The sequence below is a fragment of the Streptomyces sp. NPDC025806 genome, assembly GCF_055558275.1.
In genome coordinates this window covers 175,044-198,929 of sequence record NZ_JBVHMU010000011.1, presented here as the reverse complement: position 1 = coordinate 198,929, position 23,886 = coordinate 175,044, and the positions used below count along the sequence as shown (strand labels likewise).

Annotated in this window: 30 protein-coding genes and 1 riboswitch; of the genes, 13 read left to right on the top strand and 17 right to left on the bottom strand. The window is 71.8% G+C overall.

Annotated elements, in window-relative coordinates; all coding sequences use genetic code 11:
- Nucleotides 1–8 precede the first annotated feature (8 nt).
- On the bottom strand, nt 9–437 hold the full coding sequence (locus ACZ4E1_RS25450) for a GNAT family N-acetyltransferase (protein WP_467542971.1): 429 nt from the start codon (nt 435–437) through the stop codon (nt 9–11).
- A gap of 125 nt (nt 438–562) precedes the next feature.
- On the opposite strand from ACZ4E1_RS25450, the gene ACZ4E1_RS25445 reads away from it, so the two are divergent.
- Together ACZ4E1_RS25445 and ACZ4E1_RS25440 are read left to right on the top strand one after the other, a co-directional pair.
- A complete protein-coding gene (locus ACZ4E1_RS25445; RefSeq protein ID WP_467542968.1) occupies nt 563–802 on the top strand; it encodes a toxin-antitoxin system HicB family antitoxin in 240 nt (79 codons plus the stop codon).
- A gap of 46 nt (nt 803–848) precedes the next feature.
- Complete coding sequence (locus ACZ4E1_RS25440; protein WP_399128401.1) at nt 849–1,187, top strand: fic family toxin-antitoxin system, toxin component; 339 nt, start codon at nt 849–851, stop codon at nt 1,185–1,187.
- A 25-nt stretch (nt 1,188–1,212) separates the two neighbouring features.
- On the opposite strand, the gene ACZ4E1_RS25435 is transcribed toward ACZ4E1_RS25440, so the two are convergent.
- The 4 genes from ACZ4E1_RS25435 to bioB form a co-directional block, all read right to left on the bottom strand.
- Nucleotides 1,213–1,872, bottom strand: a complete 660-nt coding sequence (locus ACZ4E1_RS25435; RefSeq protein WP_467542966.1) for a class I SAM-dependent methyltransferase — start codon at nt 1,870–1,872, stop codon at nt 1,213–1,215.
- An 89-nt stretch (nt 1,873–1,961) separates the two neighbouring features.
- Nucleotides 1,962–2,681 carry a dethiobiotin synthase gene (gene bioD / locus ACZ4E1_RS25430; RefSeq protein ID WP_467542963.1) on the bottom strand — a complete coding sequence of 240 codons (720 nt, stop codon included), beginning with the start codon at nt 2,679–2,681 and terminating at the stop codon, nt 1,962–1,964.
- Nucleotides 2,678–3,982 carry an adenosylmethionine--8-amino-7-oxononanoate transaminase gene (locus ACZ4E1_RS25425; RefSeq protein ID WP_467542960.1) on the bottom strand — a complete coding sequence of 435 codons (1,305 nt, stop codon included), beginning with the start codon at nt 3,980–3,982 and terminating at the stop codon, nt 2,678–2,680. The genes bioD and ACZ4E1_RS25425 overlap by 4 nt, the downstream gene beginning before the upstream one ends.
- Nucleotides 3,975–5,174, bottom strand: coding sequence for a biotin synthase BioB (gene bioB / locus ACZ4E1_RS25420; protein ID WP_467542958.1), 1,200 nt, complete (start codon nt 5,172–5,174; stop codon nt 3,975–3,977). Before bioB ends, ACZ4E1_RS25425 begins: the two co-directional genes overlap by 8 nt.
- A 157-nt stretch (nt 5,175–5,331) precedes the next feature.
- On the opposite strand from bioB, the gene ACZ4E1_RS25415 reads away from it, so the two are divergent.
- Nucleotides 5,332–6,516 (top strand): 8-amino-7-oxononanoate synthase, encoded by a 1,185-nt coding sequence (locus ACZ4E1_RS25415; RefSeq protein ID WP_467542956.1) that lies wholly within the window; start codon nt 5,332–5,334, stop codon nt 6,514–6,516.
- On the opposite strand, the gene ACZ4E1_RS25410 is transcribed toward ACZ4E1_RS25415, so the two are convergent.
- Both ACZ4E1_RS25410 and ACZ4E1_RS25405 read right to left on the bottom strand, forming a co-directional pair.
- Nucleotides 6,497–6,730, bottom strand: a complete 234-nt coding sequence (locus ACZ4E1_RS25410; RefSeq protein WP_399128202.1) for a DUF397 domain-containing protein — start codon at nt 6,728–6,730, stop codon at nt 6,497–6,499. The two genes, ACZ4E1_RS25415 and ACZ4E1_RS25410, sit on opposite strands and share 20 nt — an antisense overlap.
- A gap of 50 nt (nt 6,731–6,780) precedes the next feature.
- The gene (locus ACZ4E1_RS25405; protein WP_467542953.1) at nt 6,781–7,632 is read right to left on the bottom strand and encodes a helix-turn-helix domain-containing protein; all 852 of its coding nucleotides are present in this window, start codon (nt 7,630–7,632) and stop codon (nt 6,781–6,783) included.
- Nucleotides 7,633–7,911: 279 nt separating this feature from the next.
- On the opposite strand from ACZ4E1_RS25405, the gene ACZ4E1_RS25400 reads away from it, so the two are divergent.
- On the top strand, nt 7,912–8,352 hold the full coding sequence (locus ACZ4E1_RS25400) for an ATP-binding protein (protein WP_467542951.1): 441 nt from the start codon (nt 7,912–7,914) through the stop codon (nt 8,350–8,352).
- Nucleotides 8,353–8,436: 84 nt separating this feature from the next.
- On the opposite strand, the gene ACZ4E1_RS25395 is transcribed toward ACZ4E1_RS25400, so the two are convergent.
- The 4 genes from ACZ4E1_RS25395 to ACZ4E1_RS25380 all read right to left on the bottom strand — a co-directional run bounded on the left by ACZ4E1_RS25395 (nt 8,437) and on the right by ACZ4E1_RS25380 (nt 11,006).
- Nucleotides 8,437–8,958 carry a DUF6328 family protein gene (locus ACZ4E1_RS25395; protein WP_467542949.1) on the bottom strand — a complete coding sequence of 174 codons (522 nt, stop codon included), beginning with the start codon at nt 8,956–8,958 and terminating at the stop codon, nt 8,437–8,439.
- Between the two features lie 67 nt (nt 8,959–9,025).
- Nucleotides 9,026–9,499: a C40 family peptidase gene (locus ACZ4E1_RS25390; RefSeq protein ID WP_467542947.1), complete on the bottom strand. Its 474-nt coding sequence runs from the start codon at nt 9,497–9,499 to the stop codon at nt 9,026–9,028.
- A gap of 3 nt (nt 9,500–9,502) precedes the next feature.
- Nucleotides 9,503–9,629, bottom strand: a riboswitch (cyclic di-AMP (ydaO/yuaA leader).
- 422 nt (nt 9,630–10,051) lie between these two features.
- Nucleotides 10,052–10,360 (bottom strand): hypothetical protein, encoded by a 309-nt coding sequence (locus tag ACZ4E1_RS25385; RefSeq protein ID WP_467542945.1) that lies wholly within the window; start codon nt 10,358–10,360, stop codon nt 10,052–10,054.
- A 7-nt stretch (nt 10,361–10,367) separates the two neighbouring features.
- Nucleotides 10,368–11,006 carry an ATP-dependent Clp protease proteolytic subunit gene (locus tag ACZ4E1_RS25380; RefSeq protein ID WP_467542943.1) on the bottom strand — a complete coding sequence of 213 codons (639 nt, stop codon included), beginning with the start codon at nt 11,004–11,006 and terminating at the stop codon, nt 10,368–10,370.
- A 109-nt stretch (nt 11,007–11,115) separates the two neighbouring features.
- Between ACZ4E1_RS25380 and ACZ4E1_RS25375 the strand changes: the two genes are divergently transcribed.
- From ACZ4E1_RS25375 to ACZ4E1_RS25340, 8 genes are all read left to right on the top strand, one after another.
- The gene (locus tag ACZ4E1_RS25375; protein ID WP_467542941.1) at nt 11,116–11,406 is read left to right on the top strand and encodes a type II toxin-antitoxin system Phd/YefM family antitoxin; all 291 of its coding nucleotides are present in this window, start codon (nt 11,116–11,118) and stop codon (nt 11,404–11,406) included.
- A gap of 261 nt (nt 11,407–11,667) precedes the next feature.
- Nucleotides 11,668–11,970, top strand: coding sequence for an urease subunit gamma (locus tag ACZ4E1_RS25370; RefSeq protein WP_188340228.1), 303 nt, complete (start codon nt 11,668–11,670; stop codon nt 11,968–11,970).
- A 17-nt stretch (nt 11,971–11,987) separates the two neighbouring features.
- On the top strand, nt 11,988–12,299 hold the full coding sequence (locus tag ACZ4E1_RS25365; RefSeq protein ID WP_467542937.1) for an urease subunit beta: 312 nt from the start codon (nt 11,988–11,990) through the stop codon (nt 12,297–12,299).
- The gene (locus tag ACZ4E1_RS25360; protein WP_467542934.1) at nt 12,292–14,013 is read left to right on the top strand and encodes an urease subunit alpha; all 1,722 of its coding nucleotides are present in this window, start codon (nt 12,292–12,294) and stop codon (nt 14,011–14,013) included. The genes ACZ4E1_RS25365 and ACZ4E1_RS25360 overlap by 8 nt, the downstream gene beginning before the upstream one ends.
- An 18-nt stretch (nt 14,014–14,031) precedes the next feature.
- Nucleotides 14,032–14,706, top strand: a complete 675-nt coding sequence (locus tag ACZ4E1_RS25355; protein ID WP_467542931.1) for an urease accessory protein UreF — start codon at nt 14,032–14,034, stop codon at nt 14,704–14,706.
- 150 nt (nt 14,707–14,856) lie between these two features.
- The gene (gene ureG / locus ACZ4E1_RS25350; protein ID WP_467542928.1) at nt 14,857–15,537 is read left to right on the top strand and encodes an urease accessory protein UreG; all 681 of its coding nucleotides are present in this window, start codon (nt 14,857–14,859) and stop codon (nt 15,535–15,537) included.
- Nucleotides 15,534–16,310 carry an urease accessory protein UreD gene (locus tag ACZ4E1_RS25345; protein ID WP_467542925.1) on the top strand — a complete coding sequence of 259 codons (777 nt, stop codon included), beginning with the start codon at nt 15,534–15,536 and terminating at the stop codon, nt 16,308–16,310. Before ureG ends, ACZ4E1_RS25345 begins: the two co-directional genes overlap by 4 nt.
- Nucleotides 16,311–16,458: 148 nt before the next feature.
- Nucleotides 16,459–18,075, top strand: coding sequence for an alpha/beta hydrolase (locus ACZ4E1_RS25340; RefSeq protein ID WP_467542923.1), 1,617 nt, complete (start codon nt 16,459–16,461; stop codon nt 18,073–18,075).
- Between the two features lie 84 nt (nt 18,076–18,159).
- On the opposite strand, the gene ACZ4E1_RS25335 is transcribed toward ACZ4E1_RS25340, so the two are convergent.
- Complete coding sequence (locus ACZ4E1_RS25335) at nt 18,160–19,197, bottom strand: NAD-dependent epimerase/dehydratase family protein (protein WP_467542921.1); 1,038 nt, start codon at nt 19,195–19,197, stop codon at nt 18,160–18,162.
- Between the two features lie 70 nt (nt 19,198–19,267).
- Complete coding sequence (locus ACZ4E1_RS25330) at nt 19,268–19,990, bottom strand: lysophospholipid acyltransferase family protein (protein WP_467542919.1); 723 nt, start codon at nt 19,988–19,990, stop codon at nt 19,268–19,270.
- A gap of 205 nt (nt 19,991–20,195) precedes the next feature.
- On the opposite strand from ACZ4E1_RS25330, the gene ACZ4E1_RS25325 reads away from it, so the two are divergent.
- On the top strand, nt 20,196–20,582 hold the full coding sequence (locus ACZ4E1_RS25325) for an SSI family serine proteinase inhibitor (RefSeq protein WP_467542916.1): 387 nt from the start codon (nt 20,196–20,198) through the stop codon (nt 20,580–20,582).
- A 22-nt stretch (nt 20,583–20,604) separates the two neighbouring features.
- Here the strand turns inward: ACZ4E1_RS25325 and ACZ4E1_RS25320 are convergent, their stop codons facing one another.
- The 4 genes from ACZ4E1_RS25320 to ACZ4E1_RS25305 form a co-directional block, all read right to left on the bottom strand.
- The gene (locus ACZ4E1_RS25320; RefSeq protein ID WP_188340237.1) at nt 20,605–20,763 is read right to left on the bottom strand and encodes a hypothetical protein; all 159 of its coding nucleotides are present in this window, start codon (nt 20,761–20,763) and stop codon (nt 20,605–20,607) included.
- A 97-nt stretch (nt 20,764–20,860) separates the two neighbouring features.
- Entirely contained in the window at nt 20,861–21,814 is a 954-nt protein-coding gene (locus ACZ4E1_RS25315; RefSeq protein ID WP_467542913.1) for a cytochrome c oxidase assembly protein, read from the bottom strand.
- Between the two features lie 136 nt (nt 21,815–21,950).
- Complete coding sequence (locus ACZ4E1_RS25310; protein WP_467542911.1) at nt 21,951–22,976, bottom strand: 6-phosphofructokinase; 1,026 nt, start codon at nt 22,974–22,976, stop codon at nt 21,951–21,953.
- Between the two features lie 177 nt (nt 22,977–23,153).
- Nucleotides 23,154–23,885, bottom strand: a complete 732-nt coding sequence (locus ACZ4E1_RS25305) for a type 1 glutamine amidotransferase (RefSeq protein ID WP_399128223.1) — start codon at nt 23,883–23,885, stop codon at nt 23,154–23,156.
- Nucleotide 23,886 lies beyond the last annotated feature (1 nt).

Here is a 23,886-nt window from a genome sequence, read left to right as displayed (position 1 = left end):
CGCGTGTTTCAGCGGTCGGTCAGGGGCTTCACCCAGCGGGACCACTGCGGCTCGGGCGCGTAGCCGGCCGCCCGCCACGCGTGGTGCGCCCGCTCGTTGCGGTCCAGCACCATCGCGTCGCCGCGCCGCCCGCCCAGCGCCGCGAACCGCTCCTCGGCCGCCGCTAGCAGCGCGGAGCCGATGCCCTGACGCCGCGCGTCCGGGGACACCGCGAGCCGGTACAGATGGCAGCGCCATCCGTCGAAACCGGCGATCACCGTCCCCACCAGGACACCGTCCCGCTCGGCGAGCAGCAGCGCCTCGGGGTCCCGCGCGACCAGGCGGTCCACGCCCGCGCGGTCGTCGCTGATGCTCGTGCCTTCGGCCGCCGTCCGCCAGAAGGCGAGGACGGCGGTCACGTCGGAGGGGCCCGCGGCCCGGATGCGAAGATCACTCATGCGGCGATCCCATCACCGGCCGCCCGCCGGGCGCCGCGGTTTTCACATGCCGGACCGGATGCCGCGGCGAACAGTACCGAAGGCGGCCCTTGTCGGTGCTAGCACCACGGCGCTAGCTTGAAAGCATGGCGAAGACGCAGCTGAACGTGCGGGTGGACGAGGACACCGCCCGCGCCGCCCGGGAGCGCGCGCTGTCCCGCGGCATGAGTGTGAACAAGTACATCGAGGAGCTGGTCCGGCGCGACGCGGGCGAGCTGGGGCGGACGTTCGTCGACGCGGCCGCCGACTTCATGAAGCAGTACGAGACCGTGTTCGCCGAGGAGTTCGCAACCGACAGCGAAGGCCGGCACCATCCCGTTGACTGAACCGTCGAACCCCTCGCACCTCACCGTCGATCTCGCCTGGCTGCTCATGATCGCCGAGCAGAAGACCCCCGGCGACCCCCAGGTCTCCGACTGGGGCGCCCTCGTCGCGGCCGTGGCCCGCCACTCCGCGGAGATCTTCGACATCCCCGTCTACGCGACGCCCCACGCCCGAGCGGCGGCGCTGCTCCAACTCCTCATCCACGTACCGGCCCTGGAGCGGTCGAACGCGATGTTCGCCTCCGCGGTCGCCTACGCCTACCTCGTCGCCAGCGGCCTCAAGGTCGTCATCTCGCCCGAGCAGGTCCGCGAGTTGGCGCGGTTGGTCAAGGACGGCGCCGCGACCGTGCACGACATCGAGAAGGAGCTCCGCAAGTGGAGCCTGTGAACCACCCGGATCGCCAGGACGCGCCCTAGGCCGCCATCGGCCGGCGGGCCGTGCCGAGCACGCAGTACGAGGTCGGCAGCCTCGGCCCGCGCTCCGGCATGAGCAGCTCGCGGTGCTCGATGTCCTCGAAGCCGGCCGCGCGCACCGAGGCCACCGCGTCCCGGCCCACGTGGCAGCCACCGAACAGGCGCGGCCACACGGTCCTGTCCAGAACGCCCTGCACCCGGCGCATCCCGCGCCCCGGCGCCTGCCCGTGCTCGAAGAACCGCACCTGGCCGCCCGGCCGCAGCACCCTGCGCACCTCGGCGAGCGACCGCTGCACGTCCCGCACGCTGCACAGCACCAGACACACCACGACGGCGTCGTACGCCTCGCTCTTCACGGGCAGCGCCTCGGCCGCACCCGGGACGACGTCGACCGGCATCTCGGCCCGTCGCGCCGCCTCGACGGCGAGCGCCCGCAGTTCACGCTCCGGCTCGATCGCGACGACCTCGGAGACGGCAGGCGGGTAGTACCCGAAGTTCAGCCCGTTCCCCGCCCCGACCTCCAGCACCCGCCCGGACAGCCTGTCCAGCAGCTCCCGGCGGACGGGCGCCATCGCGGGCTCGGCCCGCACGCTGAACCGTGCGTAGAACCGCGCGAACCACGGGTGGTGCACAGCGTCCTTGGTCCCCCGACCCGCCATACCGACCTCCAGAGCACGAGCTGCCGCCTGTACTCCGAATTGTCCTCCGACACCGGGCCCCTGTCGCCCCCTCCGTGACCGGCCAGGACTCAGTCGGCCGAAGCGGCGCGAAACTCCTCGGCGTCCCACGTCCCGCCCAGCGCGGCCCCGACCCAGGACCCGGCCCGAGCCTGAAACTCGGCCGGTGCCAGAGCCCCGGCCCCTTCAGGAACCGCTCCGAGCAGTCCGGCCTCGGCCACCCGGGGCAGGTCCGCCACATTGCAGCGCTCCGCGAGCCCGGGGTCGCGGGGCCAGGATCCGATGACGACCCCGGCCTGCTCCAGCCCGCGCGCCCGCAACGCCTCCGCCGTCAACTGGACGGAGTTCAGCGTGCCGAGCCCCGCCGCCGCCACCACGAGCACCGGCGCCCCGAGCAGCCGCGCCGCGTCCGCGAGCGTCGACCCCTGCGCGTCGAAGTGGACGAGCAGCCCGCCCGCCCCCTCGACCAGCACCAGATCGTGCGACGCGGCCAGTTTCTCGGCGGCCTCGGCGACCTGGGCCGGCCGCACCGGCGCCATCCCGGCCCGCGCCGCCGCCGTCCCCGGGGCCAACGGCTCTGGGTAGCGCCCCAGTTCGAGACCCGTGACCCCGGCCCCGGCGAGCCGCACCACGTCGTCGACGTCGCCGGGCTCGCCCGGCGCGATCCCGGTCTGCGCCGGCTTGAGCACGGCCACCGAACGGCCCGCCCGCAGGGCGACCGCGGCCACCGCCGCGGTCGTCACCGTCTTGCCGATCTCGGTCCCGGTCCCCGAGACCACCAGTACCGTCATGTCCGCTCCGTTCGGCCTTCCCGCGCGGCGGCGCACACCGCGCGGCCGATCCGTGCCAGGTCCTCGTCACCCGTGACGTACGGCGGCATCGTGTAGACGAGGTCGCGGAAGGGCCGCAGCCACACGCCCTCCGCCACCGCGGCCCGGGTCGCCGCGGCCATGTCGATCTCGTGGTCCAGCTGCACGACCCCGATCGCGCCCAGGACACGTACGTCCGTGACCCCGGGAAGCTCCGCCGCGGCGGCCAGGCCGTCCCGCAGGCCGGTCTCGATCCGCTTGACCTCCGCCTGCCAGTCCTGGTCGAGCAGCAGGTCGATCGAGGCGCAGGCGACGGCCGCCGCCAGCGGATTGCCCATGAACGTCGGGCCGTGCGCGAGCACCGGCACCTCGCCGCGGGAGATCCCGTCGGCGACCCGGGGCGTGCACAGCGTCGCCGCCATCGTCAGGTACCCGCCGGTCAGCGCCTTGCCGACGCACATCACGTCCGGCGTCACCGCGGCCTGCTCCGCCGCGAACAGCGTGCCCGTGCGGCCGAAACCGGTCGCGATCTCGTCGAACACGAGCAGCACGTCGTGCGCGTCGCACGCCTCCCGCAGCACCCGCAGATACGCGGGGGAGTGGAAGCGCATGCCGCCCGCGCCCTGCACCACCGGCTCGACGACCACGGCCGCCAGCTCGTGCGCGTGCCGCGCGATCATGTCGCGCAGATGCTCCGCGTACGACTCCTCGTACGCGGCCAGTGGCGCGTCGGCGAACAGCTGGCGGGGCAGCACGCCGGCCCACAGTCCGTGCATGCCGCCCTCGGGGTCGCACACGGACATCGGCTGCCAGGTGTCGCCGTGGTAGCCGCCGCGCCAGGTGAGCATCCGGTGCTTCTCGGGCCGGCCCAGCGAACGCCAGTACTGCAGGCACATCTTGAGGGCCACCTCGACCGACACGGAACCCGAGTCGGCGAGGAAGACGTGCTCCAGGCCGTCGGGTGACATGTCGACAAGGCGCTCGGCGAGCCGTACGGCGGGCTCGTGCGTGAGCCCGCCGAACATGACGTGGCTCATCCGGTCCAGCTGGCCGCGCGCGGCCTCGTCCAGGACGGGGTGCCGGTAGCCGTGGATCGCCGACCACCAGGACGACATCCCGTCCACCAGCTCCCCGTGCCCGGCGACCCGCAGCCGCACCCCGGCCGCCGACTCGACGACCAGGGGCTCCTGCCGGCCCGGCATGGGCCCGTACGGATGCCAGACGTGCTGCCGGTCGAGCGCGAGCAGCTCGGTGACGCGCGGATCGGAGGGCTGATCAGGCATTGGGGGCGAGATCCGTCCCCGCGCCACGACGGCGCACCGCGACCAGATCGGTGCGTGCCTCGGACACCGCCGGCTCCTGAGGGGCGGCCTCGGCGGCGTGGGAACCACAGCCCCCACCGGCCTCGGCCTCGTGCGATCCGCAGCCGCCGCCCGACTCCGTACCGCACACCGAGCCGCAGCCCGCCTCCGTGCGGTGCTCGGGCAGGGTCACCTGGTCGGCGCCCTCCACCTCGAAACCTGCGTCCGCGATCATGTCGAGGTCGGCCTTGCCGGCCTGGCCCTCGCTGGTCAGGTAGTCGCCCAGGAAGATCGAGTTCGCGATGTTCAGCGCCAGGGGCTGCATCGAGCGCAGGTGCACCTCGCGCCCACCCGCGATCCGCACCTCGACGTCCGGGCAGACGAACCGCACCATGGCGAGGATCCGCAGGCAGCGCTGCGGCGTCAGGTTCCACTCCTTGGCCAGCGGCGTGCCCTCGAACGGGATCAGGAAGTTCACCGGCACCGAGTCCGGGTCGAGCTCACGCAGCGAGTAGACGACGTCGACCAGGTCCTCGTCGCTCTCGCCCATGCCCGCGATCAGACCGGAGCAGGCCGACAGGCCGGCGGCGTGCGCCTTCTGCACGGTGTCCACGCGGTCCGCGTAGGTGTGGGTCTTGGTGATGTCCCCGTACGTCGCCTCGGACGTGTTCAGGTTGTGGTTGTACGCGTCGGCGCCCGCGGTGCGCAGCCGCTCGGCCTGGCCGTCGGACAGCAGCCCGAGACAGGCGCAGACCTCGACGTCCTCGTTCTCCGACTTGATCGCGTCGATGGTCTTCGCGACCCGGTCGACGTCCTTGTCCGTGGGACCGCGCCCGCTCGCCACCAGGCAGACCCGCTTGGCGCCGCCCGCGACACCGGCGGCCGCCGCCTTGGACGCCTCGTCCGGCTTGAGCCACGTGTACTTGAGGATCTCCGCCTTCGAGCCGAGGCGCTGCGAACAGTACGAGCAGTCCTCGGGGCACAGCCCCGACTTCAGGTTCACCAGGTAGTTGAGCTTGACCCGGCGGCCGAACCACTGGCGGCGCACCTTCCCGGCCGCGGCCACCACATCGAGCAGTTCGTCGTCCGACGTCGCCAGCACGGCGAGCGCCTCTTCACGGCTCGGCAGCTCGCGCCGAAGCCCCTTGTCCACCAGCGTGTTCAGCAGGTCCATGGCCTCAGATCCTGACCTATGGCACCGCTCCCGCGAAAGGAGACTTCGCACAAAGCGTGTCGTTCGACGTGTGGGTATCACCACATCCTGACCCGGTGGCGGGGCGGCTAGGGTCTGTGCATTACCTACAAAGCGTCCTCTGTGCAACGAGGGAGTCATGGCCGCAGCCCGCTCTTCTTCCGACGGTTCCGCGTTCGACTGGATCGACGACCGGCGCCGCGGCCGTGAGGCCGCCGGGCTCGTGCGCAGGCTGCGCCCCCGCCCCGCGGACTCCCCGCTCCTCGACCTCGCGAGCAACGACTACCTGGGCCTGGCCCGGCACCCCGAGGTCGTCGAGGGCGCCGCGCGCGCCGCCCGGCGCTGGGGCGGCGGAGCCACCGGTTCGCGTCTGGTCACCGGCACCACGGAGCTGCACACCCGGCTGGAGCGGGAGCTCGCCGCGTTCTGCGGCTTCGAGTCCGCGCTGGTCCTGTCCTCCGGTTACGCCGCGAACCTCGCCGCCGTCACCGCGCTCGCCCCGCACGGTTCGCTGATCGTGTCCGACGCGGGCAACCACGCCTCCCTCATCGACGGCTGCCGGCTCGCGCGCGGGACCACCCAGGTCGTGCCGCACGCCGACCCGGAGGCCGTCCGCAAGGCGCTGTCGACGCACGACGGGCCCTCCGTCGTGGTCTCCGACACCGTCTTCTCGGTCGACGGCGACCAGGCTCCGCTGTCCGAACTCTCTAATGCGGCCCGGGAGTTCGGAGCCGGCCTGATCGTCGACGACGCGCACGGGCTCGGCGTGCTCGGCGCGGGCGGGCGCGGCGCCGCGGACGCGGTGGGCCTCGCGGGCGCGCCGGACACCGTCGTGACCGTCACCCTGTCCAAGTCCTTCGGCAGCCAGGGCGGCGCCGTGCTCGGCCCGGCCCGGGTCATCGACCATCTGGTCAACACGGCCCGTACGTTCATCTTCGACACGGGACTCGCGCCGGCCGCCGCCGGTGCCGCCCTCGCCGCGCTCGAACTGCTGCGCGCGCGGCCCGAGCTCGCGCGGCAGGCGGGGCAGGTCGCGCGATCGCTGCACGAGAGGCTCGTCGCGGAGGGGCTCACGGCCGTCGAGCCTCAGGCGGCGGTCGTCTCCGTGCGGGCCCCCTCGCCGGACGAGGCCGTGCGCTGGGCGGCGGACTGCCGGGCGGCGGGCCTGTCGGTCGGCTGCTTCCGGCCGCCGTCCGTGCCCGACGGGATCTCCCGGCTTCGGCTGACCGCCCGCGCCGACCTGACGCAGGATCAGATCGCCGAGGCCGTCGGGGTGATCAGCCGCACGGCGCCCGCCGGGGCGTTCACCGCAGGGAGTCGATGAACCCCTCCCACGCGGCGGGGGTGAACAGGAGCGCGGGCCCGGCCGGGTCCTTGGAGTCGCGGACGGCGAGCCGCCCGGCGACGGCGCGGCCGGCCGGCCGCGCCGTCTCGACACAGTTGTTGGCCCCCGTGCTGCGGCTGCTGCGGCGCCATCGCGCGGCGCCCAGAAGCGCGGTGGAGGGGACGGTGGGACCGTGCCGAGGCGGAGCGGTCATGGTGCCTCCTTACCCAGCGCCGGGGCAGCGCGAGGCGTCGGCGTCCTCGCCTACCCGGCGATCTGTGCGATGAATTCCAGCGAGTCATCGGGCGGAAGTGCGTGGAGCAGGAGAGCGTCGAAGGCGTGTGCGTACGCCCTGAGGTCTTCTTTCCGCTCGAGATAGAGGCTATTCGTCAAATGGTCGAGGACGACCACATCCAGATCGGATGTGTTCGGAAACGAGAAGACTACGAACGGTCCGGTCAGGCCGATGTGCCCACCCGCGGTGAACGGAAGCACCTGGATCCGGACATGCGGCAGCCGCGCCGCCTCCACCAGCCACGCCAACTGCCCCTCCAGCACCCCCGGTCCGCCCACCACGCGCCGCAGCACCGCCTCGTCGAGCACGGCGGTCAGCTCCAGCGGCGGATCCGCCCGCAGCACGTCCTGCCGCGCGAGCCGCACCTCCACCAGGGCGTCGATGTGCCGCTCCGGCGTCCCGGCGAGCACCGAACGCGTCACCGCGCGCGCGTACTCCGGCGTCTGGAGCAGCCCCGGCACCACGCTCGTCTCCAGCGTGCGGATGCGGCAGGCCTGCGACTCCAGACTGATGAAGTCCCGGTACGAGGGCGGCAGCAGCCCCCGATAGGCGTGCCACCAGTGCTGGACACCGGCGTCGTCACCGCCGGCCAGCGCGACCACGAGCTCGCGCAGCCGGGGGTCCCTGGCCTCCAGCGCGTCGAGCAGCAACAGCACGTCCGACGGCTTCACGCCACTGCGGCCCGTCTCGATCCGGCTCACTTTCGACTGGTGCCAGCCCACGAGCCGGGCCGCCTCGCCACTCGTGAGCCCGGCGCTCACCCGCAGCGCGCGCAACTCGGCGCCGAGCTTGCGGCGCCGCACCGCGGGACCGTACTTCATGCTGACTCCTCAGGCTTCGCGGCGCGGCGGCCGCGTCCTCCCGGCCCGTTCGGCTGCGCTCACCCGCACGACGGTAGAACACCCCGGGTGCGCCCGCCCAAATACGGTCTACCGTCGTAGAGTTCACCGCTTCGAGCGACAGATATATGCATATCTTGGGGGATCGGCTGCCCGTGAGCAGGCCCGAGTGGCACTCTGGCGCGAAGCAGTCGGGGGCCGCGCGCGAGAGATCCGCGAGTGCCGGACAAGCGGCCCCGGCGGGAAAGGGACGACGTCGCCATGGCAGATCACCAGGAAGCATCCGTCACGCTGCCGAGCGACCCCGCATCGGTGTCGGCCGCCCGCTCCTACGTCGCCACCGTGCTGACCGAATGGGGCATGCCGGTGGACTGCGACACCGCCGACACGGTGCGTCTGATCGTCTCGGAGCTCGCGACCAACGCGGTGCAGCACACCCGCGGGCAGTCGCCCACCTTCACCGTCGACCTGGAGCTGGAGCGCGACGAGCATCTGCGCATCGGCGTCACCGACAGCCACCCGCGCTATCCCAAGCGCCTGCCCGCCGCCGTCCAGCAGGACAACGGGCGGGGCATGGTGATCATCCGCTGTCTCACCGCGGAGTGCGGCGGCAGACTCTCGGTCGCCCCGACCCCCGAGGGCGGCAAGACGGTGTGGATCGCCCTGCCCTGGGTCACCGCGGCGCGGACGGCCGTGTACTGATCCTCGTTCCGCGCCTCAGAGCGGCCCGGAACGCCCGGGACCGCCGGAACGCCCCGCGGCGCCGCACCACGGGCCGGGAGACCGTCACCGGGAGCGCCCGTGCCCCTCGGACGTGCCTTCCGCCGGTGGAGCCGCTCGCCGCCTGACGAGCGCCCGCCGCAGCAGCCACGGCATGACCGCCCACAGGCCCGCGCACACGACGAAGGTGCCCACGCCGGCCGCGATGCCCGCGGCGCGGTTCAGCGTCACGTCGACCACCAGGAGCACCGAAGCGCTCAGGGCGAGCACCAGCGCCCCCATGCCGCAGGCCGCGAGCCGTGAGGACACCCGGACGATCTGCGGCTTCGCTCCCAGGTGGAACAGGACCCGGTGCACGGCCGCCGGCGCGGTCAGCAGGGCAGCCGCGAGGACGGCGAGGAGCAGCGTCGTCACGTACGTGGCCCGCTGCACGGTGTCCAGGGACGGGAAGCGGGCCGTGAACGCGAGGGTGAGCAGGAAGGCGAACAGGAACTGCACCCCGGTCTGCATGACGCGCAGTTCCTGCAGCAGCTCACCGAAGTTGCGGTCGGCCCGCTCCAGCGGCGTCTCGTTGCGCTCGTCGTCCATGACGCATGGGTATCCGCCGGCGCGGGTCTCAACCCCTCACGACCCCCGGGCGGCCGTGCGGCGGGCCTCAGCGCACCCGGCCGTACCAGACGCTCTTCGTCCAGATCTTCTGCAGCCGCACGACGTCCCCGGTCTTGGGGGAGTGCCAGATGCGCCCCTTCCCGGCGTAGATGCCGACGTGGTAGACGCTGCGGCCCGAATGGAAGAACACCAGGTCACCCTGCTTGCGGGTGGAGGCCGAGACGTGGCGGGTCTTGTTGTACTGCTGCGCGGCCGTGCGGGGCAGACTCTTGCCCGCGCGCTTGAACGAGTAGAGCGTCAGTCCGGAGCAGTCGAACCGGTGCGGCCCGGTGGCGCCCCACCGGTAGGGCGCTCCCTTCTTCGAAGCCGCGATCTGCAGCGCCTTGGCCGAGGCGGTCGCGGCCGAGGCCTCGGCCGCCGCGCCGGGGACCATCAGCCCCGCTCCGGCGACCGCGAGGGTGAGGGCCGAGGCCGTTCCGGCCCGGCTGAGCAGCGAGGGAACACGATTGAGCGCAGTCATGCGCAACCCTTCGTCAACCGCCTGCGAAGGATGACCTGTCGGGTTCGGACTGGCGAAGATGCCCGGCCGCACAACGCGGCTTCACCCCAAGGGCCCCTCGTCCGCAACTCCGGCTGAGCTGCGGCGGCGGCCCGTCGTGCCTGGGTCCTCCACTCCTGCCGATGCACTTCTGTCGACCTGGCATCCGTGCGGCGGCAGGACTCGGCGTCCGCACGGACCGCCCCGCCGCTGTGGCGGGGGCTTGTCGTCGGAAGGGATCTTGACGCACTCGTGTCGTGAAATCCGAGCTGAACCAGCGGTAAGTGAGGCTCCTCACCTTTGATCCGTTCAGGTGGACAGTGCGGCATTCGATCTTCTGTCGAGGGGGCCGACCATGCCCGCACCAGCGGCGGAACCGAAGATTCCGCTGTCCGCCTACAGTTCTGGCGCAACTCCTTCGGCCCCTATGTGCGTACGACCGTCTACGCCGAACGGGGGTACCTCTTCTGGCTCGTTTGGGTCGCCCCGCAGACAGTTCGAGCCGTTTCGAGCTGCCGATGACCGCAAAGGTCCTCAACCGACCGTTTCGGGCGGCAAGGTGACCCTCTGTGTCCGCCTCTCGCCGTCGAGGACCCGCAGCGCGCGGGCGAGGGTGGACGCGTGGACCTGGCTCTCGCCCCGCCGGTGCATCAGGTCGAGCGCGTCCCGCAGTTCGGTCGCCCGGCTGACGAGGGCCTGTGCCGCGCGCAGCCCCCGATAGGTGTCGTCGCCCCGCGCCGGATTGATCCGCGCGATCAGATCGACCACCTCCAGATAGCGGTCGATCAGCTCGCACTCGGCCCGTGTCAGCGCGGGCAGGGGCGGCAGTTCGGGTGGGTACATCGACGGGTCACCTCCGCCCGGGCGTGCTCTGCGCCGACGTCTTGCGGCTCTGCACGACCTGGTCCACCAGACCGTGCTCCAGGGCCTGTTCGGCCGTGAGGACCGTGTCCCGCTCGATGTCCGCGTGCACCTGGTCCCTGGACCGGGACGAGTGCCGCGCGAGCATCTCCTCCAACTGCTCGCGCATCCGCACGATCTCCCGCGCCTGGAGCTCCAGGTCGGTGGGCTGCCCCTGGACCGGCTCCGGCAGAGCCGGCTGGTCGAGCACCACGCGGGCGCCCGGCAGCATCGTGCGCTTCCCCGGCGCCCCGGCCGCGAGCAGCACGGCCGCGACCGAGGCCGTCTGCCCCAGGCAGGTCGTCGCGACCTCGCAGCTGACGAACTGCATCGTGTCGTAGATGGCGGTCATCGCGCTGAACGAGCCGCCCGGGGAGTTGATGTACAGCGCGATGTCCCGGTCGGGCGCCAGGTACTCGAGGTGCATGAACTGCGCCATCACGTCGTTCGCCGACGTGTCGTCGATCGGCGTCCCGAGGAAGACGATGCGCTCCTCCAGGAGCTTGGAGTAGGGGTCGAGCGTGCGCTGTCCCGCGCTCGTGCGCTCGGTGAACTCCGGCAGAACGTAACGACTGGTCGGACGGGTCATGGCGGTCGCCTCCGCTGCTCGTAGGGCTCTGCCCGGCGGTGTGCCGGTGGTGTCCCGGTGGTCTGCCTGTAAAAAATGTACAGGACGTACATGACGTACGATGGGGAGCATGGCCTACGAGATTCCGGTGACGCAAGCGAGAGCTGAGCTCGCCGATCTGATCAATCGCGTGGTGTACGGCGGCGAGCGCGTCGTCGTCACCCGGCACGGCAAGCCGCTCGTCGCCCTCGTATCGGCCGCCGACCTGGAGCGACTCGAAGAGCTCGGGGCCCCGGCGGGCGAGTCCGTCGAGGAGCCCGTCATCTCGACCGTCGCTCGTCTGGGTTCTCTGTCGTCCGCTCCGGGCGAACGGCAGCGCTTCGGTATCGCCGCAGAACATCGGGGCCCCGAGGTCCGCTAGACCCGAGGTCCGCCGGTCCCGAGGTCCGTTGGTCAGGGGCTCACCTTGTCCCGGCAATGAGACGGTCAAGCGACGGTTAACCTCGTTGAAACTCCTCCGTATTAGCCTTCCGGCCCACGTCACCAGGGGTTTTCGTATCCGGGGTGCGCAAGATCGCGCACATTAGATGTGTGTTACATCTATAAGTGCTGGTTACCCCGTCGCGGTGGCCGCGGCAGCCGGGCCCCGCACGGTCCGGAGTGAAGGACTGAGGTGGGACGCGTGCAACTGACCCCGCACGAGCAGGAAAGACTGCTCATCCATGTGGCCGCCGACGTGGCCGAGAAGCGCCGAGCCCGCGGGGTGAGACTCAATCACCCCGAGGCGATCGCGCTCCTCACCTCGCACATCCTCGAGGGCGCCCGCGACGGCCGCACCGTGGCCGAACTCATGGCGTCCGGACGCAAGGTGCTCACCCGGGACGACGTCATGGACGGCATCCCCGAGATGATCCACGACGTCCAGGTCGAGGCGACGTTCCCCGACGGGACGAAGCTCGTCACCGTGCACGAGCCGATCATCTGACGGGAGCGGACGACACCTTGATTCCCGGAGAGATCCTTTACGCCGACGAACCCGTCGTGGTCAACGAGGGCCGCGACGTCATACGTATGACGGTGCTGAACGCCGCCGACCGGCCCATCCAGGTCGGCTCCCACTACCACTTCGCCGAGGCCAACCCCGGCCTCGACCTCGACCGTGCCGCGGCCCGCGGCCGGCGGCTCAACATCGCCGCCGGAACGGCCGTCCGCTTCGAGCCCGGCATCCCCGTCGACGTCGAACTCGTCCCCCTCGCCGGACGCCGCGTCGTCCCCGGCCTGCGCGGTGAGACCGGAGGTCCCCTCGATGCCTGAACTGTCCCGCGCCGCCTACGCCGACCTGTTCGGCCCCACGACCGGCGACCGTATCCGGCTCGCCGACACGGACCTGCTGGTCGAGATCGAGGAGGACCGCTCGGGCGGCCCCGGCCGCTCCGGCGACGAGGCCGTCTTCGGCGGCGGCAAGGTCATCCGTGAGTCCATGGGGCAGTCGCGCGCCACCCGCGCCGAAGGCACCCCGGACACCGTGATCACCGGCGCCGTCATCATCGACCACTGGGGCGTCGTCAAGGCCGACATCGGCATCCGCGACGGCCGCATCACCGGGATCGGCAAGGCCGGCAACCCCGACACGATGGACGGCGTCCACCCCGACCTCGTCATCGGCCCCGAGACCGAGATCCTCGCCGGCAACGGCAAGATCCTCACCGCCGGCGGCATCGACACCCACATCCACTTCATCTCGCCGACCATCGTCGACGAGGCCCTCGCCGCCGGCGTCACCACGCTGATCGGCGGCGGCACCGGCCCCGCCGAGGGCAGCAAGGCGACCACCGTCACGCCCGGATCCTGGCACCTGGCCCGGATGTTCGCCGCCATGGAGCACAGCCCCGTCAACATCGGCTTCCTCGGCAAGGGCAACACGATGTCGAAGGAGTCCATGCGCGACCAGTTGCGCGCCGGCATCCTCGGCTTCAAGATCCACGAGGACTGGGGCGCCACCCCCGCCGTGATCTCCGCCTGTCTCGACGTCTGCGAGGAGTCCGGCGCCCAACTCGCCGTCCACACCGACACGTTGAACGAGGCCGGATTCGTCCAGGACACCTTCGACGCCATCGCCGGACGCACCCTGCACGCCTTCCACGTCGAGGGCGCGGGCGGCGGTCACGCACCCGACATGATCACGGCCGTGTCGCTGCCCCACATGCTGCCGAGCTCCACCAACCCGACCCGGCCGCACACCGTCAACACGGTCGAGGAACACCTCGACATGCTGATGGTCTGTCACCACCTCAACCCCGCGGTGCCGGAGGACCTGGCCTTCGCCGAGTCCCGCATCCGTCCCACGACCATCGCGGCCGAGGACATCCTGCACGACCTCGGCGCCATCTCGATCATGTCGTCGGACTCGCAGGCCATGGGCCGCATCGGCGAGGTCATCATGCGCACCTGGCAGACGGCGCACGTGATGAAGCGCCGCCGCGGCTTCCTGCCCGGAGACACCCGCGCCGACAACGCCCGCGCCCGCCGCTACGTCGCCAAGTACACGATCAACGCGGCGATCTCCCAGGGCATCGAGCACGAGATCGGCTCCGTCGAGAGCGGCAAGCTCGCCGACCTCGTGCTGTGGGACCCGAAGTTCTTCGGCGTGAAGCCGCAGGTGGTGCTCAAGGGCGGCCAGATCGCCTACGCGCAGATGGGCGACGCCAACGCCTCCATCCCCACCCCGCAGCCGGTCCTGCCGCGCCCGATGTTCGGGGCCCGTGGCGCGGCGCCCGCCGCCAACTCGTTCAACTTCGTCGCCGAGGCGGCGATCGAGGACGGGCTGCCGGAGCGCCTCGGCCTCGGGCGCGCGTTCGTGCCGATCCGCTCGACGCGCGGCCGTACCAAGGCCGACATGGTCAACAACGACGCGCTGCCCCGCGTCGAGGTCGCCCCGGACTCGTTCGCGGTGACCATCGACGGCGAACTCGTCGAGCCCGAACCCGCCACGGAACTGCCGCTCGCCCAGCGGTACTTCCTCTTCTGAGGGGCGCGTGCCCGCCTCATGACACGCGCCGCCCTGCTCGTCCTGGCCGACGGCCGCTTCCCCGCCGGAGGGCACGCGCACTCCGGCGGGGCGGAGGCCGCCGTCAAGGCGGGCCGCATCACCGACGCCGCGAGCCTGGAGGAGTTCTGCCGCGGCCGGCTGCACACCAGCGGCCTGGCCGCGGCGGCCCTCGCCGCGGCCGCCGCGCTCGGCGTCGACCCCGTCGCGCTCGACACCGCGGCCGACGCCCGCACCCCCTCCGAAGCCCTGCGCACCGCCGCCCGCAGACTCGGCCGGCAACTGATGCGGGCCGCCCGTGCCACCTGGCCGGACCCCGAACTCGACGCCCTGGCCGCTAAGTTCCCCAAGGGGGCCCACCAGCCCGTCGTGCTCGGCCTCGCCGCCCGCGCCGCCGGGCTCGGTCCCGAGGACGCCGCGTACTGCTCCGCGTACGAGGGGGTCGGCGGGCCCGCGACCGCCGTCGTACGGCTGCTCAGCCTCGACCCGTTCGACGCGACCCGTGTGCTCGCCCGGCTCGCCCCCGAGCTGGACCTGGTCGTACGGGACGCGGCGGACGCGGCACGGTCGGCCGTCGACGAAGGGGTCGACGTGCTGCCCGCCGGGTCGGCGCCCCTGCTGGAGATCAGCGCGGAGGCGCATGCCGCTTGGGCTGTGCGGTTGTTCGCGTCCTAGGGGTGCGCGTCCTAGGGGTGCGCGTCCGCCGCCCGCCACCTTTCTGTCACTGATTCGGGGGCTGCGCCCCCGGACCCCCTCGGCCTGGACAGGCTCGTCCTCAAGTGCCGGACGGGTTGGGGGGTCTTTCTGTTTGGAGTTGAAGAGCTCATGCACCTTGGTCACGCTCACGACGACGCGTCCGCCGTCTCCGCCGACGCCCGGCGGCCCGACGGGAACCGGCGCGCCCTGCGCATCGGGCTCGGCGGGCCCGTGGGGTCCGGCAAGACCGCGACCGTCGCCGCGCTGTGCCGCGCCCTGCGCGACGAACTGTCCCTCGCCGTCGTCACGAACGACATCTACACGCGCGAGGACGCCGAGTTCCTGCTGCGCGAGGCCGTCCTGCCGCCCGAGCGGATCACCGCCGTCGAGACCGGCGCCTGCCCGCACACCGCCATCCGCGACGACATCTCCGCCAACCTGGAGGCCGTCGAGGACCTGGAGGACGAGGTCGGCCCGCTCGACCTGGTCCTCGTCGAGTCCGGCGGCGACAACCTGACCGCCACCTTCTCCAAGGGCCTCGTCGACGCCCAGATCTTCGTCATCGACGTCGCGGGCGGCGACGACATCCCGCGCAAGGGCGGCCCCGGCGTCACCACCGCCGACCTCCTCGTCGTCAACAAGACCGACCTCGCCCCGCATGTCGGCTCCGACCTCGACCGGATGTCCGCCGACGCCGAGAAGCAGCGGGGCGGGCTCCCCGTCGTCTTCCAGTCGCTGCGCGCCGAGGACGGCGTCGGAGAGGTGGCCGGCTGGGTGCGGGAGCGCATCGCCGCCTGGACCGCCGCGTGAGCGTCCGTCAGGTCCGGGCCGGCGTCCGGTCCGTCGCCCGCGTCGTCGCACGCGGTGACGGCCGGGGCGGCACGGCCCTGCCGGTCCTGGAGAGCGAGGGCTCGTTCGCGCTGCGCCGCACCCGCGGCGCCGGGACGCAGGCCCGCGTCCTGCTGGTCGGCGCCATGGGCGGCCCGCTGGGCGGCGACCACGCCACCTTCGAGGCGCACGCCCAGGAGGACGCTCACCTGCACGTCGGATCGGTCGCCGCGACGATCGCGCTGCCCGGCCAGTCCGGGGGCGAGGCCCGCCAGGACGTACGGCTCACGGTCGCGGACGGGGCCCGCCTCGACTGGCTGCCCGAGCAGCTGATCTCGGCCGGCGGCAGCGACCTGCGCGTCACCACGCGCGCGGAGCTCGCACCCGGAGCGCACCTCGTGCTGCGCGAGGAACAGATGCTGGGCCGGGCCGGCGAGCAACCAGGACGGCTCACCAGCCGTCTGACCGTGTGGCGTGCGGGCCGGCCGCTGCTCGACCAGGAGCTGGCCTGCGGTCCCGGCGCGCCCGGAGGCTGGGACGGTCCGGCCGTCCTCGCGGGCCACCGGGCGCTGGGGCAACTCGTGGTCGTACGTCCGGATTTCGAACGGGACAAGCCCGCGGCCTGCCTGCTCGACGAGGCGGGCACGGCCGCGCTGACCCCGCTCGCGGGCCCCGCCGTGCTGGTCACCGCCGTCGCGCCGGACGGGCTGCGGCTGCGCCGGACGCTCGACCTGGCGCTCGCCCGGCTCACCTGACCGCTCACCGGGACGAGTTATACCGTTTATCGGATTGGTAAAGAACGCCCGTCAACCCTGTTCGAACTCCCGCGCGCACGACAGGATCCGGCTACCGATCAGCAACACGATCGACGTAACGATCGAATCGATGTGCGGGAGGGCTCACTTGAGACGGACTCGACAGACGAGTCGCGGCAGCCGGAAGGTGGTGATCGGCTCCGCGGGCGCCTTTGCGGCCGCGGCGCTGATAGCGGGCGCGGTCAGCGCCCCCGCCGCCAACGCGGCGCCGCAGAAGAGCGGTCAGACGTCCTACGACCGCGAGGCACGCGGAGCCGCTCTGGCCGCCGCGCGCGCGGAGAAGCAGGGCATCGACTGGAAGGACTGTCCCGCGGACTGGGGCTTCGCCTCCCCGATCCAGTGCGGATGGGTCACCGTCCCGCTCGACTATGCCCGGCCGAACGGCAAGCAGATCAAGCTCGCCGTCGACCGCGTCGGCAGCACCGGCACCCAGGACGAGCGACAGGGTTCGCTCGTCTACAACCCGGGCGGCCCCGGCGGTTCGGGCATGCGCTTCCCGACGCGCGTGACCAACAAGAACCCGATCTACGCGAAGATGGCGAAGGCGTACGACTTCGTCGGCTTCGACCCGCGTGGTGTCGGCCACTCCGCCCCGATCTCCTGCATCGACCCGCAGGAGTTCGTCAAGGCGCCCAAGGCCGACCCGGTCCCCGACACCGAGGCGGACAAGCTTGCCCAGCGCAAGCTCGCCAAGGAGTACGCGGACGGCTGCTACGAGCGCAGCGGCGAGATGCTGCCGCACATGACGACGCCGAACACCGCGCGTGACCTCGACGTCATCCGTGCCGCCCTCGGCGAGAAGAAGCTCAACTACCTGGGCGTCTCATACGGCACCTACCTCGGCGCCGTCTACGGCACCCTCTTCCCGGGCCACGTCCGCCGCATGATTGTCGACTCCGTCGTCAACCCGGCGAAGGACAACATCTGGTACCAGGCGAACCTGAACCAGGACATCGCCTTCGAGGGCCGCTGGAAGGACTGGCAGGACTGGGTCGCCAAGAACGACGCCACCTACCACCTCGGCGACACCCGCGACAAGGTCCAGAAGCAGTGGGAGACCCTGCGCGCGACCGCGAAGAAGAGCCCCATCGGCGGGGTCGTCGGCCCGGCCGAGCTCATCAGCTTCTTCCAGAGCGCGCCGTACTACGACTCCGCGTGGGTGCCCACCGCCCAGGTGTGGAGCAAGTACGTCGCCGGTGACACCCAGGCCCTCGTCGACGCCGCCGCCCCCGACATGTCGGACACCAAGGGCAACGCGTCCTCCGAGAACGGCAACGCGGTCTACACGGCCGTGGAGTGCGCCGACGCCAAGTGGCCGACCAGCTGGCAGCGTTGGGACCGCGACAACACGGAGCTGCACCAGCAGTACCCGTTCATGACGTGGGCCAACGCGTGGATGAACCTCCCGTGCGCCACGTGGAAGACCAAGCAGCAGACCCCGCTGAACGTGAAGACCGGCAAGGGTCTGCCCTCGGTCCTCATCGTCCAGTCGGAGCGCGACGCCGCCACGCCGTACGACGGCGCCGTCGAGCTGCACAAGCGGTTCCAGGGTTCCCGTCTCATCACCGAGAAGGACGCCGGCTCGCACGGCGTCACGGGCCTGACGAACCCCTGCATCAACGACCGGGTCGACACCTACCTGCTCACGGGCAAGGTGGACGACAAGGACGTGACGTGCGCCCCGCACGCCACGCCCAAGCCGTGACGGCTCACTGAGCACCACGCACACGACCGGCCCGGTCCCCGCCACTGCGGCGGGGGCCGGGCCGGCCGCGTGGGCGCCCGCGGCTCAGCCGCGCGACGCGAGCCAGGCGTCCTCGGCCGCGTAGTCGAACAGCCCCGTCGTGTAGTTCCGCACCATCTTCGGGAAGCCCACCGTCCAGTCCGGCTCCTCCGTCATGCGCCGCGTCAGCCACTCCACGGTCTCCGGGAGCGCCTCCACGTACGTGGTGACGGGCTCGTAGCCGAGCTCCTCGCGGGCCGCCGTCATGTCCATCAGCACCGGGTTCGGCATGCCCCACGGGTTGTCCCCGACGGTCGGCGCCGGCGGAGCACCGTCCAGCAGCACCGTCTCGGTCTCCACACCCATCAGGGCGTCGATCATGGCGCCGATCTCGGCGACCGTGGGGGAGTCGGGGTCCGCCCCGTTCAGGACCCGCGAGCCGGGGCGCCGCGCGGACAGCCGCACCAGCTCCGCCAGGTTGTACACGCTCGCCGGGTGGAAGCGGGACTCGCCGCGGTACGCCAGCACGCGCGTGCGCCGCCCGTCCAGGTTCCGCTTCACGAAGTACAGCTCGCGCGGCGTGCGGCAGTGCGGGCCGTGCACCGCCGACGCCCGGATCATCGTCGTCGGCAGCTTCTCGCCGAGCGCCAGCAGATCCTGCTCGATCCGCACCTTGCGCGGCCCGTACCCCTCGTCGGCGGGGGCCACCGTCCGCCAGGTCTCCGGGATCGGCACCGGATAGACCGGCATCCCGTCCGGCTCCTCCTGCGTGGCGAAACCCCGCCCCTGCTCGTCCTCGTAGACCGCGCCGCTGGACACCACCACGGCCGAGCCGATCCGCCCGGCCAGCGCCGCGAGCTGCCGCCCGTGCCGCGGCTCGAACGCCACCATGTCCACGACCACGTCCACGCCGTCGCCGACCAGGGCGGCCAGCGCCGCGTCGTCGTCCCGGTCGAGCCGCACCGAGCGCACCTCGTCGGGCCACGCCGCGTCCCGGTTCCCGCTCAGCGACGCCGCCGTCACCGCCCAGCCGTCCTCCGCGAGCGCCCGCACCGCGGGCCGCCCGATCTGTCCCGCTCCACCGATCACCAATGCCGTCTTCATGCCGCGACCGTATGCGCCCGGCCCGCCAGGGACCGAGCGTTTTCTGCTCAGCGCAGAGCGGTGAGCCGGCTCAGCTCAGCGGCATGCGTGGGAACTTGCGGGACTTGGCGGCGGCCGCCTCGGCCTCCGCCTTCGCCACCGCCGCGTACTGGTCCACGTACTCCTGACCGGACAGCTCGAGGATCGCGTAGATGATCTCGTCGGTGACGGCGCGCAGGATCGCCTTCTCGCCCTCCATGCCCGCGTACCGGGAGAAGTCCAGCGGACGGCCGAAGCGGATCGTCACCCGGCGCAGGCTCGGGATCTTCTGGCCCGGCGGCTGCGCCTCGAAGGTGCCGATCATCGCGCACGGGATCACCGGCACCCCGGCGCCGAGCGCCATCGCCGCGACGCCGACCTTGCCCTTGTAGAGGCGGCCGTCGTGCGAGCGGGTGCCCTCCGGGTAGATGCCCAGCAGCTCACCGCGCCCCAGCACGCCGAGCCCCTCGCGGATCGCCGCCTGGCCCGCCTCCCGGCCCGAGCGGTCCACCGGGATCTGGCCCGCGCTGCGGAAGAACGCCGCCGTCAGCCGGCCCTTGATCCCCGGACCCGTGAAGTACTCCGCCTTCGCCAGGAACGTGATCCGGCGCTTCAGGATCGCCGGCATCAGGAAGTGGTCCGAGAACGACAGATGGTTGCCGGCGACGATCGCGGCGCCCGAGTCCGGAATGTGCTCCAGGCCCTCGATCCGCGGCCGGAACATCAGCCGCAGCAGTGGCCCGAGCAGCACGTACTTGAGCAGTCGGTAGAACATCGCCGGTCGCCTTCCCCCGTGGATCGCATGTGGTGCGCACACCCCATGAAGAGCTGTGATGCGTGCGCACAGTAGTCAATCCTCGGCGACGGCGCGAGAGCCCTTTCGGGCCCACTGCCCGGTTCGCACGGCGCGTCCCTTTGGCCGGACGCCGTGGGAGGAGTGCTCTGGTCCCACCTTGTCGTCCTGTATTCGGGAGGCCCGCATGCGGACCCTGCACCTCGCCACTGCCGCGCTGCTGTCACTCGGCGCGCTCGCCCCGGCCGCCGGGGCCGCCGAACCCGCACCCCTCGACGGCCTGTACCTCACGGTCTCCGGCGACGGCGAGACCTGGACCCGCGGCGTCCGCCTGGAGTGCACGCCCGTCCCGGCGGGCCACCACCCGTACGCCGCCGAGTCCTGCGCCGCGCTCGCCGCCGCGGACGGCGACCTGGACGCGCTGGAGGGGCAGCCGTGGCGCTGCACAGAGGAGAACGCCCCGGTCACCGCCGCCGCGCACGGAACCTTCGCGGGCCGTACGGTCAACTGGCGCAGGACCTTCACGAACGCCTGCACGCTGGAGGCCTCGACCGGGGACGTCTTCCGCTTCTGATCCGGGCGGCGCCGAGGCCGGCTCAGGCGCTGCGTGAGGCCACCATCGCCACCGTGATCAGGCCGAGCACGACCCAGCCGAACCAGAGCCAGCCGTTGCTCCCGAGCGCCACCGTGTACGCGGTCACGGCCACCAGGCCGCCGACGGTGAAGGCACCCATCGTCTTCGTCGATCCGGGCATCGCGCACTCCTCCCGGCAGCCCGGGACGGCGTACGACGGTGTGCGGCGCCCGAACCGCGGCCAGAAGGCCATAGTCACCCGGCGACGGGCCGCGGCGCTACTGTCCGCGCGTGTTCAGCGAGGCCAGGTAGGCGTTGTACGCGGCGAGCTCCGCGTCCCCGTCCCGGTCCGCCTTGCGGTCCTGGCGGCGCGCCTGCCGGTCCTCGGACTTCTTCCACTGGAAGAGCAGCGCGAGCAGCACCAGGACCGACGGGACCTCGCTGAACGCCCACGCGATGCCGCCCGCCGCCGTCTGGTCCGCCAGCGGATCGATTCCGAGCGAGGCGGGCGGGTTGTCGAAGGTGCCCACCATCGTGGTGCTCGCCATCATCAGCGCGATGCCGAAGAACGCGTGGAACGGCATGCCCGCGAACAGCTCCAGCATCCGCATCACGTAGCCCGGCCGGTGCGGGCCCGGGTCCACGCCCATGATCGGCCAGAAGAACACCAGACCCACGGCGAGGAAGTGCACCATCATGCCGATGTGCCCGACCTTCGACCCCATCAGGAAGTCGAAGAGGGGAGTGAAATACAGCGCGTACAGGCTCGCGATGAACAGCGGGATCGTGAACGCGGGATGCGTGATGATCCGCATGTAGCGGCTGTGCAGCAGCATCAGGAGCAGCTCGCGCGGACCCTTGCTGCCGCGCTTCGCCGCGACCGGCAGCGCCCGCAGCGCGAGCGTGATGGGTGCGCCCATGAGCAGCAGGATCGGCGACAGCATGCTGATCACCATGTGCTGCACCATGTGCACGCTGAACATGACCATCCCGTAGTCGTTCAGCTTCGTGCACATCACCACGGCGATGGTGAGCACGCCCACGAGGAACGACAGGGTGCGCGACACCGGCCACTTGTCACCGCGGCGCGCGAGGCGCACGACGGCCCAGCCGTACAGGCCGAGGGCGACCAGACAGCCGATGAGGAAGAAGGGGTCGGCCGACCAGCCCAGGCCACGCCCCAGCGTGAACGGCGGCAGATCCATGTTCATGCCGTGCCCGCTGTGATCCATCCGCCGGCTCCTGTTGCTCGTTTCGTACGGATTGTGCGCCACCAGACTAGAGCTGCCCCCGGCCGGGACTTCGGCCGGGGGCAGCTCACTACAAAGAACAACTAAAAAGAGCGCGGAGCGTAGAAGAAGCGGTGACTCAGAGCACGCACTCCGCCTCGGCGTAGCGCTCGTCGGGGACCGTCTTGAGCGTCTCCACGGCCTCGGCCAGCGACACCATCACGATGTCCGTGCCGCGCAGCGCCGTCATCCGCCCGAACTCGCCGCGATGGACGGCCTCCACCGCGTGCCAGCCGAACCGCGTCGCGAGGACCCGGTCGTACGCGGTCGGGGTGCCGCCGCGCTGGACGTGCCCGAGGATCACCGGACGCGCCTCCTTGCCGAGGCGCTGCTCCAGCTCGATCGAGAGCTGACGGGCGATGCCCGCGAAGCGCTCGTGCCCGTAGACGTCCTTGCCGCCCTCGTCGAACTCCATCGAGCCGGCCCGGGGCTTGGCGCCCTCCGCGGCGACGACGATCGCGAACTTCTTGCCCGCTTCGAAACGCTCGCCGACCTTGCGGGTCAGCTCCTCGATGTCGAAGGGGCGCTCCGGGACGACGACGGCGTGCGCGCCGGCCGCCATGCCCGAGTGCAGGGCGATCCAGCCGGTGTGCCGCCCCATGACCTCCACGATCAGCACCCGCTGGTGCGACTCGGCGGTGGTCTTGAGCCGGTCGAGCGCCTCCGTGGCGACCCCGACGGCCGTGTCGAAACCGAAGGTCACATCGGTGACAGCGATGTCGTTGTCGATGGTCTTCGGGACGCCGACGATCGGCAGGCCGCTGTCGGACAGCAGCCGGGCCGCCTTGAGGGTGCCCTCACCGCCGATGGGGATGATCGCGTCGAGCCCGAGCTCGGCGACGTGGCCCTTGGCGCGCTCGACGCCGTCCCGCAGATGTGCGGGCTGGACCCGGGAGGAGCCGAGGATGGTGCCGCCGCGGGCCAGGATGCCGCCGACGGCGTCCAGGTCGAGCTTGCGGTAGTCGCACTCGAGCAGACCCTTCCACCCGTCGTGGAAGCCGATGACCTCGTCGCCGTGGTCGACGACGGCTCGGTGCACGACCGAGCGGATCACCGCGTTCAGTCCGGGACAGTCTCCGCCGGAGGTGAGGACACCAATACGCATAAGCCCGCAATACCTTTGCAAACGTGGGCCGATGACCGGACCACGCCGTCCGGCTGGACCCCCGTACCTTATCGGCGCCCGGGGGCCCCGCCGTACGGGGCGTCCGACTGCTGGACAACCCCGCTCATATGGGCGCGGGGCTGCCCCGAAGGTGCGTACGCGAAGGGTTCCGCAGGCCTAGGCGGGCTGCGCCGTGGCGGACGCGATCCGCTCGTTGCGCAACGCCTCGTACCACTGCTCGTCGACCGGCGGCAGCGCGTTCACATCGAGGGCCAGCTTCAGGAGCAGGTCCGCGATCTGCGGGTTGCGCGCCATCACGGGCCCGTGCATGTAGGTGCCGAACACCGTGTCGTTGAAGGCGCCTTCGGTGCCGTCGCCCGTGCCGTTGCCCCGGCCGATGCGGGTGCGGGCGAAGGGGCGGGCCGTGGGGCCCAGGTGCGTGACGCCCTGGTGGTTCTCGAAACCGGTCAGCGGGGGCAGGTTCAGCTGCGGGTCGATGTCGGCCAGCACGTCGCCGACGCAGCGCTCGCCCTCGCCGCGCGTGGAGACCACGTCGAGCAGACCGAGGCCGGGCTCGCGCTCGCCCAGGTCGTTGATGAACTCGTGGCCGAGGATCTGGTAGCCGGCGCACACGGAGAAGACGATCGCGCCGTTGCCCACCGCGCGCTGCAGGCCGCCGTCACGGCGCAGCCGCTCGGCCGCGAGCCGCTGCGGACGGTCCTCGCCGCCACCGATCAGGTAGATGTCGCCGGAGGTGGGGATCGGCTGGTCGCTGCGCACGTCGTAGCGCTCGACGTTCAGACGGCGCTGGCGGGCGCGCCGCTCCACCACCAGGGCGTTGCCCTGGTCGCCGTAGGTGCTCAGCAGGTCGGGGTAGACCCACACGAGACGCAGGCTGCTGTCGCTCATG